13 protein-coding genes are annotated in these 15,867 nt (G+C 53.2%); all 13 read right to left on the bottom strand.

All coding sequences use genetic code 11. The features are described 5' to 3' along the window. Positions 1-9: 9 nt before the first annotated feature. The 13 genes from CZ787_RS16465 to CZ787_RS16405 all read right to left on the bottom strand — a co-directional run bounded on the left by CZ787_RS16465 (position 10) and on the right by CZ787_RS16405 (position 15,859). Entirely contained in the window at positions 10-1,116 is a 1,107-nt protein-coding gene (locus CZ787_RS16465; protein ID WP_087111297.1) for an acyltransferase family protein, read from the bottom strand. A 172-nt stretch (positions 1,117-1,288) separates the two neighbouring features. Next, positions 1,289-1,582, bottom strand: coding sequence for a hypothetical protein (locus CZ787_RS16460; RefSeq protein WP_087111185.1), 294 nt, complete (start codon positions 1,580-1,582; stop codon positions 1,289-1,291). Positions 1,583-1,970: 388 nt separating this feature from the next. After that, positions 1,971-3,128 (bottom strand): carbohydrate porin, encoded by a 1,158-nt coding sequence (locus CZ787_RS16455; protein WP_087111183.1) that lies wholly within the window; start codon positions 3,126-3,128, stop codon positions 1,971-1,973. A gap of 330 nt (positions 3,129-3,458) precedes the next feature. Beyond that, positions 3,459-4,496: an arabinan endo-1,5-alpha-L-arabinosidase gene (locus tag CZ787_RS16450; RefSeq protein WP_217883894.1), complete on the bottom strand. Its 1,038-nt coding sequence runs from the start codon at positions 4,494-4,496 to the stop codon at positions 3,459-3,461. A gap of 47 nt (positions 4,497-4,543) precedes the next feature. Then, entirely contained in the window at positions 4,544-5,443 is a 900-nt protein-coding gene (locus tag CZ787_RS16445; protein ID WP_217883893.1) for a carbohydrate ABC transporter permease, read from the bottom strand. After that, positions 5,440-6,318, bottom strand: a complete 879-nt coding sequence (locus tag CZ787_RS16440) for a carbohydrate ABC transporter permease (RefSeq protein WP_087111179.1) — start codon at positions 6,316-6,318, stop codon at positions 5,440-5,442. Before CZ787_RS16440 ends, CZ787_RS16445 begins: the two co-directional genes overlap by 4 nt. Before the next feature lie 100 nt (positions 6,319-6,418). Further along, positions 6,419-7,696, bottom strand: coding sequence for an extracellular solute-binding protein (locus CZ787_RS16435; RefSeq protein WP_087111177.1), 1,278 nt, complete (start codon positions 7,694-7,696; stop codon positions 6,419-6,421). Positions 7,697-7,812: 116 nt separating this feature from the next. Beyond that, the gene (locus CZ787_RS16430; protein WP_087111175.1) at positions 7,813-8,892 is read right to left on the bottom strand and encodes an ABC transporter ATP-binding protein; all 1,080 of its coding nucleotides are present in this window, start codon (positions 8,890-8,892) and stop codon (positions 7,813-7,815) included. After that, on the bottom strand, positions 8,889-10,415 hold the full coding sequence (locus CZ787_RS16425) for an alpha-N-arabinofuranosidase (RefSeq protein ID WP_087111173.1): 1,527 nt from the start codon (positions 10,413-10,415) through the stop codon (positions 8,889-8,891). Before CZ787_RS16425 ends, CZ787_RS16430 begins: the two co-directional genes overlap by 4 nt. A 66-nt stretch (positions 10,416-10,481) precedes the next feature. After that, positions 10,482-12,227: an IlvD/Edd family dehydratase gene (locus CZ787_RS16420; protein ID WP_087111171.1), complete on the bottom strand. Its 1,746-nt coding sequence runs from the start codon at positions 12,225-12,227 to the stop codon at positions 10,482-10,484. A 56-nt stretch (positions 12,228-12,283) separates the two neighbouring features. Beyond that, positions 12,284-13,294, bottom strand: coding sequence for an L-arabinose ABC transporter permease AraH (araH, locus tag CZ787_RS16415; RefSeq protein WP_087111170.1), 1,011 nt, complete (start codon positions 13,292-13,294; stop codon positions 12,284-12,286). 37 nt (positions 13,295-13,331) lie between these two features. Then, positions 13,332-14,825, bottom strand: a complete 1,494-nt coding sequence (gene araG / locus CZ787_RS16410; RefSeq protein ID WP_087111168.1) for an L-arabinose ABC transporter ATP-binding protein AraG — start codon at positions 14,823-14,825, stop codon at positions 13,332-13,334. 41 nt (positions 14,826-14,866) lie between these two features. After that, complete coding sequence (locus tag CZ787_RS16405) at positions 14,867-15,859, bottom strand: arabinose ABC transporter substrate-binding protein (RefSeq protein WP_087111166.1); 993 nt, start codon at positions 15,857-15,859, stop codon at positions 14,867-14,869. Between the last annotated feature and the right edge of the window lie 8 nt (positions 15,860-15,867).

Raw genomic sequence — 15,867 nt, 5'->3', positions numbered from 1 at the left:
CATGTCCTCTTAGCGGTGAGCTGCGATCCAACGTGTCACCCAAATCCACACGGCGGCGCCCAGTATCAACACGCCGCTAATCGCCAGCGCCTGTGGGTAGGTATACATGCCCTCGCCTTGCAGCAAAAAGCGCAGCACGAGAAAGATCATCACAATATGAAAAATAAACGCTTTTAGCGCATCGCTGCCGACCACGGTGAGCGGCAAAAGTGCCTTGGCGGCAGCTGCTCCACCGGCCAGTGCCAATGCGAGCAAAATAAGCGCGCCACCTACACTAAACAGCATGAATTCCAGGCCAGGCGGATGTTTGCCTGCGTTATTGGCAACGGCCATCATGGCGGCATAAACACGGCCATCCGCCAACGCGAGACCATAAAATGCCATTACCATTAACGCGCCTACCGCCAGCAGTATTAACACCAAGCGGCGGCGCAAGTGAGCCGTAAAGTAACAGCGCAATAGCGCTTCGCCTACCAACAATCCCGCCAGGATAAGGGGCGCCCGGCTAATCTGCCCCCAGGCGTAGTGGTCGGGGTGGTCGACCAGTAAGGCTTTCAGGATATCGTTACCGCCAAAGCTCAGCCCTTGTAACCAGGCAGAAAGTGCGGTTAAGCCAACCAGTGTGGCAATCCGGCTCCAAAGAGGCGCCCGTGCCCATAGCGGTAGAATAAGCGGCACCCAAAGCAGGGCAATGGCATAAAAGCCTAAAATCTCGACCCAGATTCCAAAGCGCCCATAAAGCAGCGTATCGACAATATCGCCAGGGCTACTAAACGGCAGCATCTCGATAATAATGAGCGCCTTGTACCAGAACCACACTTCAATCGCGCGTAGCCATAGCTTAAGGCGTCGTTTAGGCCAATCATCGCTTTGGGTGTGAGAAAGAAAGGCCACTGCCAGGGCAATGCCGAATACCAAAATAAACAGTGATGAGGAAAATTTGGTCAATAGATGAATAGGCACCATGCCCCAGTCAGGCACATTACGTATGCCTATCAGCCCGCTAACCGTGTGGCTGACAATCATTAAGCCAATCGCAATGCCTCGCGCCAAATCGATAGCCGCGATTCGCCCTTCCGCTTTAGGAAGCTGCGGCGCCTCTTTCCAGTTCACCACGATACAGGCTTCCTTATAGTCATAACGGGCCAAGGGGTACGTAATGTTAACAATAGACGATAAGGCAACAACTTTTTCTTTGGGCTTTAAACGCAAAAATGCCCCGCAGGCGGCGGGGCATTTTGTGGCTCATCCGTAAGCCAGAGCAAGCGTTATTCCATTAGCGGGTTAATTACCACTGGGTGTCGTCATCGCCATCAGTGGTTTCGTACTCCTGCTCCTCTTCCTCTTCCTCTTCTTCATAGGTGAATTCTTGCTCTTCCTCTTCATACTCAGTGGTTACATCTTGATCTTGCTGTTCAGTGTCATACGAATTAAAGCTGCCTTGCTCGTCCTGCGTCGGCTCTTCTTGCGGCACTGGCTCTTGCTCAGCGCCACTTTCCATTTCAGCAAACGCAAGAGGGCTTGCGATCAGACCAAACGATACGCCTAAAATACCTAGTTTTTTCAGAGCTTCCATTTTCATGTCGTGCCTCCTAAGTAATCTGCTTTCTGTTGCTTCGTAAAAATAAATCAAACAAGGAACATCTAGCCAAGAACCAACCATCATCCTGATGCTGCGTTCTTGTCCTGGTTACTGCACGCGTCGTACCAGGTTTTTCTAAAAAACAAAAAACATATATAAAGTCAAAAACTTAAGCTCAACAATAGCATGCCAACCTATTGATTTTATGAAATATATTTAATAATTTACTGTTTAACTGTGGCACATGAGCCCGCTTTGGTCATGCCAGGTGCGGTTAATGCTACAACCGTTAGCTGCGCTGATAACTAAAAAAGCGCCCAGGATCACTAGGCGCAAAGGATCAAATCAGCAAAAGCAACCACCCCCTCCTTGGGGCAGGCTATCGTTATCAGAAGAAGTACTTGAGGCGTATCCGAGCACCATAGCGGTTGGTGTCGTCGCTATTAGCATCACTCTCATGATCAACGTAGCTATAGTAAGCCCCAATATAAGTATCAAAATCCTTCAATCCCAGCGTATCGGCAAAGCGATACGATGTGTAAACCGTGTTCGACTCATTACGCCCTTCAGGGGTCATAAAATCCATTTCAGCGGCTGGATTGATCTCGTCAATTTGGTTACGAGCATAAATATACCCCAGCCCGATATTATTCCAGATGGTGTTAACACCCGCTGAGCTATTAGTCTCTTTATGGGCGTCCAAATGGGCCAAACTGAAATTAAGAATCAGGTCGTTTCCGTTATAAGAGGCTGTAGCACCGTACCCCGTACGATCACCAATGTCTTCTCCCCGTATATCTACCACCGAGTCTTTTACGACATTGGTTTCCATGCCTAACGCAAATGACCAGTCGCCGGGTTGCCAAGCAATAACCGGGCGAACGATCGCAGCGCTTTTGGTATCGTCGGCAATACGATAGCCATGATAGGTATCACCATCAAAAAGGCCTGAGCGATTACCCAGCAGTGTGGCTACTTCAGCGTAGAAGCCATTATCAAAGCGGTGGCTCAGCGCAATTTGCCCTGAATCGCCACGCCCTCGACCTTCTCTGGTTTGATAAACATAGCTCTGACCATCGCTGTATAGTTCGTCCGAGGTTGTTCCACTATACTGAATAAAAATATCGTGTCCTAGCGGAAACAGGTCATAGGCTTCGAAGCGACCGACCTTGATTTCGGTTCCTTGCTCACTACCAATCGCCAACCAGGCATCGTCTAACCCCGCATTACCGCTGGTTCCCCAAAGCGGCTGTAACTTGAACCTGGCATAGTTATCGCCATGATGGCGTTCACCGCTAATATCCAACAGGATACGGCCATCTTGATTAAAGCGGTCATCGCGATTAAGTGGCTCATTGGTTTGGCCTCGGAATAGCGAAACACCACCTTCATGCTCGTTATAAGCATTGATATCTAACTCTACATCACCACCAAAACTTATTGATCCCCTCTCATCTTCATAAGTCACAGCAGCCATTGCTGATGTCGTGGTTCCCAAAGAGATAGCGACTACCAAAGGTAGTTTTTTATATCGAGAAAACAGCATATTTATTTATCCTTATTGATTGTTTTAGTTAGTTCAAACAGGAGCGAAGCGCCCTTACTCCCACACTCTTATTAGAAGTGTTTTATGGACAGGTTTAACCACCCACTCTTACCAGCAGTAATTATTTCATCAGTATCAGCCGCCCTAATCTTACAAATGGGCAAAACGTCCCCTGTAGAGTGCTATAAGCACTCCACACCCAAGCAAGTCAGATAACGTCTGATACTCTTTAAGCCATTAACAACATTATTTAAATGACTATTAATGGAAGGCTATAACGATAAGATTGTTACATAGGCTTCTCCTCTCTTGGACAGTTTACCCACGGTGCTATTCAACCGGCTGGAGCTGACTTTGATACTCCTCAAGCACGGCTGTTTTCACTTCTGGCCACCCATCAGGCCATTCAACCTGTGCAATCTTTAGTTTTTGCAGACCTTCATCGGCCGCTTCGTAGGCGTGGAAAATCAGATAATCCTGATCATCGAATGTGTAGATACTGTTATGGCCAACGCCATACCACTGATCGTTGCCTTCAAGGATGACGGAGCCCCCTCCAACTGCCATATCGATACCGTCTTTATCCAGGTACGGTCCTTGCACATCCGCCGAACGGCCAACAGCCAGATGGTAAGTGCTCTCTTCACCACGGCAACACTTACCATAGGAAACGAACAGGTAATAATAATCACCACGTTGGAAGATGAACGGTGCCTCAATTTCAGCGGGGCCTGCCTGGCTATCAAGTACAAAAGCCGGGCGTTCGAGCTTGGCCAAGGTGTACCATTCTTCAGGCTGCGCCACTTCTATCAGGTTGTCGGCAAGACGTACCAGCTTGATGCCTCCCCAGAAAGAACCAAAGCTCATCCAGGCATCGCCGTCTGCATCGATGACGATATTGGGATCAATGGCATTCCATAGGTCACGATTAGGCAACGACTGCACTACGACGCCCTGATCAACCCAATGATAATCAGGGCTATCAGGATCCAGCGTCTGGTTGATCGTCACGCCAATCGCCGACGTATTGAGACCAAAGGCAGACACCGAATAGAACAAGTAGTACTGTCCATCGCGCTCAATAATATCGGGCGCCCAGAGATGGCCTGCAAACTCCGGCACTACCTCACGCGCCCACGTGGGTTCGGGCTCAAAAACCGGTCCTTCATGCTTCCATGTCTGCATATCCTGAGAGCTATAGAAGGTAATTCCAGGCCCGGTAGAAAACAGATAATAAGTTCCATCTTCCCGAGCCATCACGGGGTCGTGAATACTCACTTGAGTATCCGCAGCTGCCACCATGCTGACCGGCACGGCGCCCAGCAGTGCGCACAAGGATACGTGTAACGCTTTTGTTAGCTTGGTCAAACGCCGCCTGCTTGGCATTGTTGGGCGTGCCTTATCGTGAGCAGCTATCATCCCTTAACCCCCGAGGAAATCATTACCGCTTCCGTTACTTTCTTCTGGAAGATTAGGTAGGCAATCGCTACGGGAGCTGCTCCTAATAGCGCCACCGCCATCACCCGTGCGTAATTAACGCCGAAAGTATCCCGCACTTGGGTGATCCCGACGGGGATCGTCATCATGTTTTCTGATGTAATGACCAGGAAAGGCCAGAAGAATTGGTTCCACGCCATAATGAAGGTAATAATCGCAAGCGCCGTGGTGATTCCCCAATTGAGCGGCAAGTACACTTTAAACAGCAGCGTATATTCTCCACCTCCATCCAGTAACACGGCCTCGCGCATCTCCTGAGGTACCGCATCAAAAAACTGCTTGTAGACAATAATCACTACAGGGACGATGAGTTGCGGCAGAATAATCCCCGCCCAGGTATTCACCAGTCCAAGGTCGCTCATCAGTACGAATTGAGTGACCACTAGCGCCTGAGTGGGAATCATAAAACTGGCCAGCACAACGGCATACAGCACTCTTCGGCCCGGAAAGCGCATTTGCGATAACGCATAAGCGCACATCATGCCGGTTATCAGCACCAGCACAGTGATAATGACCGAGGTTCCAATGGAGTTGACATACCACGTCAGCAAATTGGAGTTGAACAGTGCATCATGATAGGCGGCCATACTGAACATATCGGGCAGCAGCCCTGCCGCCTCGCTAACTACGTGACCCTCACTGCGGATTGAGGTAACAAAGGCCCAGTAAAGCGGAAATATCCAGATAGCGGCAGCCGTCAGGGTAATGACCAGCAGCACGGTATTCTCTACTTTTCGGGTGCCGATTTTCGTCCCTCGCGGTTTGGCAGCGTGTGAAGCGGCTTTCCAACGCGGATTGGAAACTCTTTGAACTCTCACTTGCGTCCTCCGATTCTCAGCAGTTGGAATTGCAGTACCGAGACGACCATGATCAGAACAAATAGCACCAGTGCTACTGCTGAGGCATAGCCGCCATGGTTAAGCTGGAAAGCCTCACGGTAAACCATCATCAACAGTACGTAAGAGGAGTTGAAAGGGCCGCCTCCGCTCAGTAGGTACACCTGGTCGAACAGTTTAAGTTGGAGAATAAGCTGCAGCGTCAACACAAGCGCAGTAACCGGCCATAACAATGGCCACGTAATCTTCATAAACAGCTGACGCCGAGAGGCACCGTCCAACGCTGCCGCTTCATACAAGTCAGTGGAAATATTGCGCAGCCCCGCAATAAACAGCAGAACATTGAACCCGTTCGTCCACCAGATGGTAATAGCGGCAACCGTCGGCATGACCCAATAAGGATTATTAAAGACGGCGACTGGCTTTCCGGTTACCCATTCAAGTAGCGGCTGGAGTATGCCGAACTGGAAATCGAGCATCCAGGCCCAAATCTGAGTGACCACCGAGACAGGCAGAATATAGGGCAGAAAAAAGATCGCCAGGACCAACGCCTGCATGCGTCCTGAAAGACGATTAACCGCCAGCGCAATGGCCAGAGCAATCACCGTGGTCGGCACAACCGTCAGCAGTACAAAATAGCCGTTATTTTTGAGCGAGGTATAAAACAGGTTATCGCTTAGCAGGCGTCGATAGTTATCCAGCCCTACCCACTCCCCCGAGCCAATGAGTGGCGCGTTGGTAAAGCTCATTCCTATCATTTGCACCGTCGGGTAGAGAAATACCAGTGCAAAGATAAACACGAAGGGCGCAATCAATGTCATCGCCACCACAACATGCTTACGCCGATTTGTGATCATAGCCAATGGCGGAACTCCCTTAAGTACTGCACTGCAGATGCGCCCATCTTTCGTGTATCAGCAGTGCGAGCAACCATAGTGTTTTTAGCCCTTTAGGCGCTTAATTAATGAGCGCCTGCAGCTCTTGACGCATTTGCTCCGCAGCCTGCTCTGGCTCCAGAAAACCATGGATGGCGGGTGCAATCACATTCAGCGCTGCATCGTAGACAGGAGAGGCGACACCCGCGATGGTTGAACGCGCGTCATATACGGCGTTATCGGCAAGCGATGCATAGGTCGCGTTGGGTTCCATTTGCGCGAACTCTTCGCTTTCGGCGGTAGGAAGATAGGCGGGAATATGACCGGCAGCTGCCCAGTCAATAGAGTGATTTTGCATCCAGCCAATAACGGTCATTACCGCTTCACGCTTTTCGTCCGACATTTCGTCATCTCCCTGGACCGGGATGGCGAACGCGTGGCTATCGGCCCAGATAGCGTCTTCTTCTAGCAAGGTCGGCACCTTGACCGCACCCCATTCAAAACCGAGTGTGCCCGCCTCTTGCATATCGACCAGCGTTGGAACCTCCCACACACCGTTGATGAAGAAAGCCGAACGACCCGAGGTGAACAGGGCAACCGATGCTTCGTATTCGGCATGCTCGGGTTGATAGTCGTTATCGCCCCACTCTTGCATGATCGAGATGGCCCGTACGGCCTTGTCGAAGTTGTCGCCAGGCAACACTTCGCCATCTTCGATCAGCGTTCCACCTTGCTGACTAAGCAACGTATGGAAGATGCGCCAGATACCACCGGGGCCGCCCGTTTGATAGGAGAGTGGTGTTTGGGAGCCATTTTCCTGAGCAAGCGCTAGCGCGGCATTAAGATCATCCAGACTCTCAATACCGACCAAATTGCCTTCTTCATCAAGATACTCGCTACCCTCTAAATAGCTTTTGTTGTAATAAAGAATGATCGAATGGATATCAAAGGGCACCGCATATAGCGTCCCTTCATCATCAGAAGCGGCTTCTATTGAGCGCTCGTAAAAGTCAGTACGAGCAAGACCTGCATTCTCCAAGTCACTTTCACTAATGGGCAGTAATATGCCTTCTGATAGCGCCAGCGGCACTCGGGACAGGTGGTAGCTAACCATATCGGGACCTTGGCCTACCGCAGCAGCCGTGCGCACCCGCGTGTAGAACGGCACACCCCACTCTGACGAAGTGGCATCGATATTAATATCCGGGTGTTCGTCGTTAAACTGGCTAATCAACGCCTTCATGCGCTGCCCATCACCGCCCACAAAGAAGTCCCACCAGACGACGTCGGTCTGGGCCATTGCTGAAGTTGCGGTGGCGCAGGTTGCGGTGGCCAGTACAATTGATTTTAGTAATTTCATTATTATTGTCTCCTAAAGACGAATGCTTATCTGGCGAGCCAGAATTTGCGCTAATGGCTCGCTCTTGTTTTAGCTTTCAGCGCTATTTTCAAACTCTGCATGCTAATGCCCCTGCGCTAGCGCAAACGCTGGCCATCCTGGTCAAAGACCAACACATGCTTGGCATCAGCCCAAGTGGAAATACGCTCGGACTGATATGACTGACGTTCGCCACGGCGCTCAATCACGACTTTTTGCCCATCTGCCAAGCGGGCGTGTAGGTAGGCAACGCCGCCAAGATTTTCGGTCATCTCAACCGTGGAGCTAAACCCTTCCTCGCGAATATGCAAATGCTCCGGACGTATGCCCAACACCACGGTTTGGCCTATTTCAAGAGCACTGTTTTGCAGTTGGGCTTCTATTGTCTGACCCTCACTGCCTTCGATGATGGCTGCCAAGCCGTCGGGAGTGACAGCGCTAACCGTTGCCGTCAGAAAGTTCATTGCAGGCGAACCAATAAATCCGGCGACAAACTGATTGGCGGGATTGTCATACAGTTCCAATGGCGTGCCGGATTGCTGAACGACGCCCCCGCGCAGGACAAATATCTTGTCGGCTAGCGTCATTGCCTCGACCTGATCGTGCGTCACATAAATCATGGTTGAGCCAAGCTGCCGGTGTAACTGAGAAAGCTCAAGGCGCATTTGGACGCGCAACTCGGCATCCAGGTTGGAAAGCGGCTCATCAAACAGGAACACCTTGGGCTGACGCACAATGGCCCGTCCAATCGCCACTCGCTGGCGCTGCCCGCCCGAAAGTTTGGAGGGTTTTTTGTCCAGTTGCTCCTCGATTTTGAGGATGCGCGCTGCCTCATTGACCTGGGCCGTAATCTGCTGCTTGGGGGTCTTGGCCAGCCGCAAACTGAACGCCATGTTGTCAAACACACTCAAGTGCGGATACAAGGCATAGGATTGGAAAACCATCGCTACTTCTCGCTGAGCAGGCTCAACCTGAGTAACATCTCGGCCTTCGATTTCGACAGTGCCTGCGCTGGTTTCCTCAAGCCCCGCTATCATACGTAGCAGCGTCGACTTACCGCAGCCCGAAGGGCCGACAAAAACCGCAAACTCGCCCTTGGCAATCTCCATCGACACATTGTCGATAATGTTGGTCGAGCCAAAGACTTTATCGACAGATGATAGCGTAACCCCTGTCATGCGCTGGCTCCCGTTGACACATCAAGGCGGATGACGTGATAAGAGAGCGCTGCCAATTTACCCTTAACACGGCTATTTTCGACACCTATTCCGGAGCCCTTACACGGTGCTACGGCATCCGGGTTATTCGCCCCATTGGTATCACGTAGGCCAAACCCTGCCATGACGTTGTGCTCAACCAAACGTGCATTAGCAAACCCGGTTAGCGTCATATCAAGGTCAACGTCTTCCTCAAGATGACGGTTAACCAGAAACAGCGTCACCATGCCGGCCTTTTCATCATGCACCGCTGCGGCATCCAGGTAGTTCACATCGCTGGCCACGTTGCAGTCGTAGGTAGGGCCATCGACCGCTACGTTAAGCGCCGTGCCACGGCCATAAAGTGATGCAAACTGGTAGGGGTAATAGATGGTTTGACGCCAGGCGGGGCCACCTTTTTCGGCCCGAATAGGAGCGATGACATTCACCAGTTGGGCAATACAGGCAATTCGCACGCGGTCACTGCGCCGGATAAATTCGTTGATCAACCCTGCAACGAACAGTGCATCCTCAAAGTTATAATCTTCCTCAAGTAGCTCGGGGGCTTCCGGCCAGTTCCATTCACGCCAACGCTTGGAATCCTCTTCACGGCGGTGATACCAGACATTCCACTCATCAAAGCAGATATAGACATCGTTTTTGGCGCGCTTCTTGGCTTTCACAAAATCGATCACGCCACCGATGGCCTGGATATACCGACCGGTTTCCTCAATTTTGGCAAAGTAATTCAGCGTATCGCGGCTCGAATTACCGAAGTATTTATGTAGCGAGATATAGTCGACATTCTCGTAACACTCTTCGAGAACTTCACGCTCCCAGTCAGGATAGGTTGGCATTTGATCATTGGAGGAGCCGCATACGATCGCCTCGATATTACCATCGAGTGCCTTGAGCGCTTTGGCCGTTTGATTCGCCAGTTGACCATACTCCTTGGCCTCCTTCTGGCCTATTTGCCAAGGGCCGTCCATCTCGTTACCCAGGCACCACATCTTGACGTTATAGGGTTCCTGAACACCATGGCTACGGCGAAGGTCTGACCAGTAGGTGCCCTCGGGATGAATCGCGTATTCGGCAAAATTGCGCGCATCTTCAAGGCTGCGTGAACCAAGATTGACGGCAAGCATCATTTCAATGCCGGCCATCTCGGCCCACTGGGCAAACTCATTAATGCCCACCTGATTGGTCTCTTTTGAGCGCCAGGCGAGATCCAGCCTTACAGGACGCTGTTCCTTGGGGCCAATGCCATCTTCCCAGTTATAGGCGGACACAAAGTTGCCGCCAGGGTAGCGAATAGCAGGAATGTTAAGGTCACGTACCAGTGCCAGTACATCCTTGCGGAAGCCATTAAGGTCCGCTTGCGGATGCCCTGGCTCATAGATCCCGGAGTAGATCGCTCGCCCCATATGCTCAATGAACGCCGAATAGAGACGATCATCAATCTGGCTAATGATGAAATCGCGGTGTAACGATGCACGTACGCGCATAAACACATTTCTCCTGTTGTTTTTTTTGATGGAGTTGATTATTTATTAATCAGCTCAGGGGCTGGGCTAGTGCGAATGACGCGGCACGTCAGAGCCTCGACAGCCGATCAGGAAGTCAAAGTCACAGCCTTCATCGGCTTGCAGCACTCGCTCAATATAGAGCTGGCGATAGCCGCCTTGGCTTGCGATGAGGGTCGAGGCCGCCGTGGCATCAAACGCGGCGAGGCGTGCCTGAATCTCCTCTTCACTGACGTCCAGGTGCAGCCGGCCGCTGGCGCAGTCCAATTCAATCCAGTCGCCGTTACGCACCGCGGCCAAGGGGCCACCCGCAGCAGCTTCGGGTGCCACGTGCAGCACCACGGTGCCGTAAGCGGTCCCGCTCATGCGCGCATCAGAGATACGCACCATATCGGTGACGCCCTGAGCAAGGACCTTGGGCGGCAGCCCCATATTGCCAACTTCCGCCATGCCGTGATAACCGCGAGGCCCGCAGTGTTTCATCACCAGGATATCGTTGGCTTCAACGTCCAGGTCCGGGTCATTGATGCGCGCTTTATAATCGTCGAAGTCTTCAAACACGACGGCACGACCACGGTGTTGCATCAGTTCGGCGGTCGCTGCCGAGGGTTTTAACACCGCGCCATTGGGTGCAAGATTGCCGCGCAGCACACAGATACCGCCATCCGCTGTCAGCGGGTTATCCAGCGGACGAATAACATCGTCGTTATACAGCGGGGCATCCTTGACGTTCTCCCACAGGGTTTTACCGTTAACGGTGAGTGCGTCTTTAAAGGGCAGGCGGTCGGCGTCCCCCAAGCGCTTTAGCACGGCGGGCAGGCCGCCAGCGTAGTAGAACTCTTCCATCAAATAACGCCCGGAGGGCTGTAAATCTACCACCGTGGGCGTACCGCGCCCCACCCGGCTCCAGTCGTCCAGCTTAAGGTCTACCCCCATGCGCCCGGCAATCGCTTTCAGGTGGATCACCGCGTTGGTGGAGCCGCCAATCGCTGCGTTGGTACGAATGGCATTCTCAAACGCTTCTTTCGTGAGAATTTTGGAGAGTTTGAGGTCTTCGTTAACCATCTCGACAATGCGATTACCGGAAAGGTGTGCGAGCACATAACGACGCGAATCCACCGCAGGAATTGCCGCATTGTGGGGTAACGAGGTGCCCAATGACTCCGCCATGCAGGCCATGGTGGACGCGGTGCCCATGGTGTTACAGGTGCCCGCTGAGCGCGACATGCCCGCTTCAGCGGCCATAAAGTCGTGCAGTGAAATCTCGCCCGCTTTGACCTGCTCAGAAAGCTGCCAGACCACGGTACCCGAACCGATGTCCTTGCCCTTGTGCTTGCCGTTAAGCATGGGCCCGCCGGTCACGACGATGGTGGGAATATCACAACTCGCCGCGCCCATTAACAGCGCCGGGGTCGTTTTATCGCAACCTACCAGCAGCACCACCGCATCAATCGGGTTGCCGCGAATCGCCTCTTCAACATCCATGCTGGCAAGGTTACGAGTAAACATTGCGGTCGGGCGGAGGTTGGATTCACCGCTGGAGAAGACCGGGAATTCCACCGGGTAGCCGCCCGCTTCCAGTATGCCTTGCTTTACGTGCTCCGCCAGCTTGCGAAAGTGAGCGTTGCAAGGCGTTAGTTCCGACCAGGTGTTACAGATCCCGATAATCGGCTTGCCCTGGAATTCATGGTCGGGAATGCCCTGATTTTTCATCCAGCTGCGGTACATAAAGCCGTTTTTATCGGCGGTTCCAAACCACTGGGCAGAGCGTAGGGGCGGCTTTCGTTCAGACATGGACGTCTCTCCGTACAATTCGGTAAAAGATAGAAACAAAACAGGAAAAAGTGTCGTTAGGCGCGCTGGCGTCGCGTCTGTTTCCAGCGGTCAAACATTACCGCCAGCAGCAGAATTGCCCCACGTACCAGGTACTGGTAGAACGTTGGTACGTTGAGTAGCCCCATGGCGTTCTGCACACAGCCCATGATCAGCACGCCGACAACTACGCCGGTAATAGTGGCAACGCCGCCCGATAGCGCCACCCCACCCAGTACACAGGCAGAAATCACCGCAAGCTCTAGCCCCATGGAGGTATTGGGGTCGCCCAAGCCCATCCGTGAGGCCAGTAACACGCCCACGACGCCCGCAACAACGCCTTGTAAACCAAAGACAATAATCTTGAGGCGGCGGACATTGACCCCCGCGAGCGACGCGGCCTCCGAGTTACCACCCGTGGCAAGGACATTGCGTCCGAAGGCGGTCATATTGAGCACCACACCGAAGATGACAAAGCAGGCCAACATGGTCCACACCGGCAGCGTCAGGCCTAGAAATGAAGCGCTACCCAGATCAAAGAAACCCGGCACGGTAATCATCACCGCGTCGCCACCCGACGTGATATAAGCCAGCCCGCGTACAAACTCCATCGCCGCCAGCGTGGCAATCAGCGAGTTAATACCAAACCTGGCAATCACAAACCCGTTAAAGGCCCCCACCGCGCCCCCGGCAACAATGCCACCTATAACGCCGATAAAAACGCTACCGGAGCTAGAGGTCACAACAGCTGCCACTACCCCCGCAAACGCCACGATTGAGGCCACCGAAAGATCCACCTCACCCAGCGCCAACACCAGCATCATCGTGGTCGCCAGACTGCCTATCAGGGTGATCGAAAGCAGCAGCCCCACCATGTTTCGCCCGGTAAGAAAGTCGGGGATAAACACCGCCAGGGCGATAAAGAGCAGCATAAAAACGGCGATCAGCCCAGAGGTGTCCAACAGCGTGCGCAGTGGTTTAATGAGCCCTTGGCGCCCCGCAGGGCGCGTTGGCTCAACACCTTCCTGGGTTAATTTGTTCGATGTCATCACAGGTGTCCTGAACGTGTTCGATAATGGGTACCGCTTAGGCGGGTAGTGCCAGGCCTAATAGTCGTTCGGGCGTGGCGGCGTCTCTTGGCACCACGTCGACCAGCTCACCGTCGCGCATCACTGCGATGCGGTCACAGATGGAGCTAACTTCGGCAAGGTCGCTGGAAATCACGACAATGCTTTTCCCCTGCTCGGCCAAGTCGTAAAGCAGGCTATAAATGTCTCTACGCGCGCCCACATCAATCCCGCGCGTGGGCTCGTCCATCACGAAAAGGTCGATCTCTTCCGCGAGCCAGCGGGCCAAAATTACCTTTTGCTGATTGCCCCCGGATAGCTTGCCTATCGGTGCCCGATAGCTAGGGGTTTTAACGCTAAGCTGCTGAATATAGGCTTCAGCATTGCGTCGTTCGCGGCCAGGGTGACGGAAAACGCCCCAGCGCTTAAAAAACCGCCGGCAGCTGATATTGAGATTGTCGGCAACGCTCGCTACTGGGAAAATCCCTTGAGATTTACGATCCTCTGGGCACATGGCGATACCGGCGCGAATCGCCTCTGCGGGGCTTTTAAAGCGTCGCGATTCGCCCTGGAACGTCACGCTACCCGCTTTAGGCGCTTCCACCCCGCATACCAGCCGCAATAGCTCACTGCGACCGGCGCCTACCAGGCCAAACAAGCCGAATACCTCGCCACGCTTCACGGAGAAGCTAACCGGCGCATTCAGGCCGCGCCCTTGAATCTCGTCAACAGACAGCACCACATCGCCGTGCTCGCGGGCGCGATAGCCGTATACGTCATCGATGTCCCGCCCTACCATCTCGCTAACCAATAGATCATGCGTCAGCTGCGACATATCTTCGTGGGTACGAATATGCTGGCCGTCGCGAAAGATAGTGACCGCATCGCACATCTCAAACACTTCTTCCATGCGATGGGTCACGTAGAGCACCACCCGCCCCTCGTCACGCAGGCGTTTGACGATGCGTTTAAGCTGACGGATTTCCTGAATGGAAAGGCTACTGGTAGGTTCATCGAAAGCGATAACGCGGGCATCACGCAGCAATGCACGGCCAATCTCAATCATCTGCTGCTGGCCGATAGAGAGATCACGCACCTTGGTCGAGGGATGAATGTCACCCTCGCCAAGGTCAGCCAGAATCGCCAGCGCCCTTTCCCGCATCTTTCGCCGGTTCACAAACCCCTGACGCGTAGGCAGCTGGCCCAGCAGCAGGTTTTCAGCGACCGACATATTGGGCGAGAGCGTTAGCTCCTGGTAGATAATGGCGATCCCTTCGCGCAATGCTTCACGGGCGTTGCTGAACACGTGGCGCTGCCCATCGATCCAGAGAGCCCCCTCTGCAGCGCGGTTCACCCCGCTAAGCACTTTCAGCAGCGTCGACTTACCCGCGCCGTTTTCGCCCATCAGCGCATGCACCTGACCGGTATGAGCAGAAAAACTCACCCCATCCAGCGCGCGCACCCCAGGGAATACAACACTGATATTGTCAAAGCGAAGATATGGATCAGACATACGTGAGCACTCCACCAAATAGCCCGTCACAAAAAAGTCAGTTACAGACCGAGCGCATCGCGCACTTCTTCCCAGTTATCACGCGTCATTAACGTACCAGACGTTTCTGTAATCGCCTGAGGCTCCTGGTCTTCGCTGATCCAGCGGTAAAGGTCTTCAGCCGTTTGTCGACCGTGCATGGTAGAACTCACCGCAACGGTGCCGTGGAAGCCAGTGGGATTGTCGCGGGAAAACTCAGCAAATGCCGCGCCTGAACCATTGATGCCCACTCCAATGACATCCTCAGCAGCCAAGCCGTACTGTTCGGTCGCCCTAACGCCACCCAGCACACTCTCTTCATTCAGCGCGTAGATTACCCAGTGCTCATAATCACCGCGCTGAGACAGCACCGGTGACGCAGCGGAAAATGCGCCGCTCGTATCCGTACTTTGTTGAGGCGCATCGAAGATGTTCTCTTCGGGGAAGCCAGAAGCAAGCAGCGCTTGGGTCGCTCCATCCGTACGCTCAACGGCAGTCGGTAGCTCGTTATTGGTAATACGCAACGCACCTACGTTCTCAACATCCCAGCCACGGGCTTCCATTTCGGCGGCAATTGCCTCACCGACCTGCTGACCAATTTTGGTGCCGGACATACCTAGATGCGGTACGCCTTCCATAGGCTCACCACTGGCGTTAACAAACTGGTCATCGACGGTAACCACTTTCATGCCGTACTGTTCGGCGCGATTCATGATCGCAGGCCCAAGACGTACATCTGGCGGGCAAATGACAAACCCTTGAGCGCCTTGTGAGTAAAGGTTATCAATCGCGCTAAGCACCTCTTGACCATCTTCACCGCCCAGACGAACAACCTGGAATCCGAGTTCCTCGCCCGCCTCTGTAGCGGCGCGCTGTTCGTTAATAAACCAGGCTTGTTCCGGCTTTTTGACGATAAAGCCAATCTTCACGTCGTCCTGTGCCTGCACAGAACCTAGCGAGGCCAGCATGACGGCGCTACCCAGCGCCAGGCGCGTAAACGTGGTTACGATGCTCATTGTTGTGC

The organism is Halomonas citrativorans (genome assembly GCF_900163645.1).
GTDB lineage: Bacteria > Pseudomonadota > Gammaproteobacteria > Pseudomonadales > Halomonadaceae > Vreelandella > Vreelandella citrativorans.
This window is presented reverse-complemented; position numbering and strand designations above follow the sequence as displayed.

What these genes read in the sequence shown, in the direction of transcription:
- CZ787_RS16460 (WP_087111185.1), bottom strand. Translation starts at nt 1,582, where the DNA reads ATGAAAATGGAAGCTCTGAAAAAACTAGGTATTTTAGGCGTATCGTTT.
- CZ787_RS16455 (WP_087111183.1), bottom strand. Translation starts at nt 3,128, where the DNA reads ATGCTGTTTTCTCGATATAAAAAACTACCTTTGGTAGTCGCTATCTCT.
- CZ787_RS16440 (WP_087111179.1), bottom strand. Translation starts at nt 6,318, where the DNA reads ATGATCACAAATCGGCGTAAGCATGTTGTGGTGGCGATGACATTGATT.
- CZ787_RS16435 (WP_087111177.1), bottom strand. Translation starts at nt 7,696, where the DNA reads ATGAAATTACTAAAATCAATTGTACTGGCCACCGCAACCTGCGCCACC.
- CZ787_RS16430 (WP_087111175.1), bottom strand. Translation starts at nt 8,892, where the DNA reads ATGACAGGGGTTACGCTATCATCTGTCGATAAAGTCTTTGGCTCGACC.
- CZ787_RS16425 (WP_087111173.1), bottom strand. Translation starts at nt 10,415, where the DNA reads ATGCGCGTACGTGCATCGTTACACCGCGATTTCATCATTAGCCAGATT.
- CZ787_RS16420 (WP_087111171.1), bottom strand. Translation starts at nt 12,227, where the DNA reads ATGTCTGAACGAAAGCCGCCCCTACGCTCTGCCCAGTGGTTTGGAACC.
- araH (WP_087111170.1), bottom strand. Translation starts at nt 13,294, where the DNA reads ATGACATCGAACAAATTAACCCAGGAAGGTGTTGAGCCAACGCGCCCT.
- araG (WP_087111168.1), bottom strand. Translation starts at nt 14,825, where the DNA reads ATGTCTGATCCATATCTTCGCTTTGACAATATCAGTGTTGTATTCCCT.
- CZ787_RS16405 (WP_087111166.1), bottom strand. Translation starts at nt 15,859, where the DNA reads ATGAGCATCGTAACCACGTTTACGCGCCTGGCGCTGGGTAGCGCCGTC.